Annotated in this window: 4 protein-coding genes and 1 pseudogene; all 5 read left to right on the top strand. The window is 48.1% G+C overall.

The annotated features are described in order from the left end of the window. Positions 1-411: pseudogene (locus ACTHS3_RS10915) on the top strand (amylosucrase); the annotation flags it as partial. Positions 412-565: 154 nt separating this feature from the next. Continuing rightward, positions 566-1,390, top strand: coding sequence for an amino acid ABC transporter substrate-binding protein (locus tag ACTHS3_RS10910; protein ID WP_440367953.1), 825 nt, complete (start codon positions 566-568; stop codon positions 1,388-1,390). Further along, complete coding sequence (locus ACTHS3_RS10905; protein ID WP_083307460.1) at positions 1,380-2,096, top strand: amino acid ABC transporter permease; 717 nt, start codon at positions 1,380-1,382, stop codon at positions 2,094-2,096. The genes ACTHS3_RS10910 and ACTHS3_RS10905 overlap by 11 nt, the downstream gene beginning before the upstream one ends. 9 nt (positions 2,097-2,105) lie before the next feature. Then, positions 2,106-2,873 (top strand): amino acid ABC transporter ATP-binding protein, encoded by a 768-nt coding sequence (locus ACTHS3_RS10900; protein WP_070625305.1) that lies wholly within the window; start codon positions 2,106-2,108, stop codon positions 2,871-2,873. A gap of 171 nt (positions 2,874-3,044) precedes the next feature. After that, positions 3,045-3,361: ATP-binding cassette domain-containing protein (locus ACTHS3_RS10895; RefSeq protein WP_440367952.1), on the top strand; the 317-nt coding region annotated here is incomplete at its 3' end.

Genomic DNA, 3,361 nt, shown 5'->3' with positions numbered 1-3,361 from the left:
CTCAATGATGACGACTGGTCGCAAGACAGCAATAAGAGCGACGACAGCCGCTGGGCACACCGTCCTCGTTATAATGAGGAGTTGTACAACCAACGCCATGACAGCTCTACCACTGCCGGTCAAATCTTCCAAGGTTTGCGCCATATGATTGCCATCCGCCAAAGCAATCCGCGCTTTGACGGCGGCAAGTTGGTTACCTTCAATACCAACAATAAACACATCATCGGCTATATGCGCAACAACGCACTATTGGCATTCGGCAACTTCAGCGAACATCCGCAAACCATCAGTGCGCATACGCTGCAGGCCATGCCGTTTAAAGCACACGATTTGATCAGCGGTCAAACCGTTTCCCTGAATCAGGATTTGGTACTGCAACCCTATCAAGTCATGTGGCTTGAAATTGCATAAGCTGAATTTTTTATACATCATTCAAGGCCGTCTGAACAAATCAGCGTTCAGACGGCCTTTTAAGGCATAAGATGTATTTTGTATTTTGGGCAGTTTCGCTTAGAATGCACGCTTTAATACTAAATGGCACACTTAAAGTCAGGAGTAAAAATCCATGTTGAAAAAATTCGTACTCGGTACCATCGCTGCAGTAGTTTTGGCTGCTTGCGGCGGCGAAGGCAGCAACTCAGCTTCTTCTGCTCCGGCACAATCCGGTGCGGCCTCAGGCTCACTGATTGAGCGTATCAACAACAAAGGCACCATCACTGTCGGTACGGAAGGTACTTACGCACCATTCACCTACCACGATAAAGACGGCAAATTGACCGGCTACGATGTTGAAGTTACCCGCGCCGTTGCCGACAAACTGGGTGTAAAAGTCGAATTTAAAGAAACACAATGGGACTCTATGATGGCAGGTTTGAAAGCCGGCCGTTTCGACGTGGTTGCCAACCAAGTCGGCCTGACCAGCCCTGAACGTCAAGCAACTTTTGACAAATCCGAGCCTTACAGCTGGAGCGGTGCTGTATTAGTTGCGCGCAAAGACAGCAACATCAAATCCATCGACGACATCAAAGGCGTCAAAACCGCACAATCCCTGACCAGCAACTATGGCGAAAAAGCCAAAGCGGCAGGAGCTGAACTCGTACCGGTAGACGGCTTGGCGCAATCCCTGACCCTGATTGAACAAAAACGTGCCGATGCAACCCTGAACGACGAATTGGCGGTATTGGACTATCTGAAGAAAAATCCGAATGCCGGCGTACAAATCGTTTGGTCTGCCCCGGCTGACGAAAAAGTCGGCTCCGGCTTGATTGTCAATAAAGGCAATGATGAGGCATTGGCCAAATTCAGCACAGCCATAACTGAGCTGAAAGCAGACGGCACGCTGAAAAAACTGGGCGAACAATTCTTCGGAAAAGACATCAGTGTTAAATAATTTCCTTGCCTCTCTGCCGTTTATGACGGAAACACGCGCTGATATGCTCATTAGCGCGTTTTGGCCTATGGTTAAAGCCGGCTTCGCAGTGTCTTTGCCTTTAGCGATCGCTTCTTTCGTTATCGGCATGATTATTGCCGTAGCCGTTGCTTTGGTAAGAATCATGCCCTCCGGCGGTATTTTCCAAAAATGCTTGCTGAAGCTGGTGGAATTTTATATTTCCGTCATTCGCGGTACACCGCTTTTGGTGCAGTTGGTCATCGTATTCTATGGTTTGCCTTCCGTCGGCATCTATATCGATCCGATTCCTGCCGCCATCATCGGCTTTTCGCTCAATGTCGGCGCATACGCTTCCGAAACCATACGCGCGGCAATTTTGTCCGTACCTAAAGGCCAATGGGAAGCCGGTTTCTCCATCGGCATGACCTATATGCAGACTTTCCGCCGCATTGTCGCACCACAAGCATTCCGCGTTGCCGTACCGCCTTTGAGCAACGAGTTTATCGGCTTGTTCAAAAACACCTCGCTTGCCGCAGTGGTAACGGTAACGGAGCTTTTCCGTGTTGCCCAAGAGACAGCAAACCGTACTTATGACTTTTTACCCGTTTATATCGAAGCTGCATTGATTTATTGGTGTTTCTGCAAAGTGCTGTTTTTGATTCAGGCGCGTTTGGAAAAACGTTTTGACCGTTATGTCGCCAAATAAGGAGTTGTCATGATTAAAATCCGCAATATCCATAAGACCTTTGGCGAAAATACCATTTTGCGCGGCATCGATTTGGATGTTGGCAAAGGACAAGTGGTCGTTATCCTAGGCCCTTCCGGCTCAGGCAAAACCACGTTTTTACGCTGTTTAAACGCTTTGGAAATGCCAGAACAAGGTCAAATCGAGTTTGACAATGCGCAGCCGTTAAGCATCGATTTTTCCAAAAAACCAAGCAAACACGATATTTTGGCACTGCGCCGCAAGTCCGGCATGGTATTCCAACAATACAACCTCTTTCCGCACAAAACTGCGTTGGAAAACGTCATGGAAGGGCCGGTTGCCGTACAAGGCAAGCCTGTCGCCAAAGCGCGAGAAGAGGCTGTCAAATTGCTTAAAAAAGTCGGTTTGGGCGATAAGATTGACCTCTACCCCTACCAGCTTTCCGGCGGTCAACAGCAGCGTGTCGGCATTGCCCGAGCATTGGCGATTCAGCCTGAATTGATGCTGTTTGACGAACCGACTTCCGCGCTTGACCCTGAATTGGTGCAAGATGTTTTGGATACCATGAAGGAATTGGCACAAGAAGGCTGGACCATGGTTGTCGTTACGCATGAAATCAAATTCGCCTTAGAAGTGGCAACCACGGTCGTCGTGATGGACGGCGGCGTTATTGTCGAACAAGGCAGCCCGCAAGATTTGTTCAATCATCCCAAACATGAACGAACACAAAAATTCCTGCGCCAAATCCGTGCGGACAATACCGAGCTTCAAATTTAATTGAAACAACAGACAATTTGAAAGCATTTCCGACTGTCATTTCATAAAGGCCGTCTGAATAAGTGAAATAGAAATCGTTGATTTCGTTTTCATACTTGTTCAGACGGCCTTTTATATATCTTTTCAGGTAAAATAACGCCTTTCGTTTTACTCATCCCCTTGCCTGCCATCATGATAGAAATCAAAAAACTCACCCTGCAACGCGGTTTGAAAGTCCTGCTCGATAAAGCCGATGCCGTAATCACCCCCGGCCAACGCGTTGGTTTAATCGGTAAAAACGGTACAGGAAAATCCAGCCTGTTTGCGCTGATAAAAGGTGAAATCACTCAAGATGGCGGCGAAATCCTGATTCCCAAAACATGGCGCCTGGCTTCCGTCTCTCAAGAAACGCCTGATTTAGATATTTCCGCTTTAGACTACGTTTTGCAAGGCGATGCCGAATTGCAGGCTTTTCAGACGGCCTTGGCCCAAGCAGAAGCGCAAAACGA

Source organism: Neisseria sp. P0009.S007 (genome assembly GCF_051962515.1).
The sequence above is the reverse complement of the archived record's forward strand: the minus strand, read 5'-3'. Positions and strand labels throughout refer to the sequence as shown.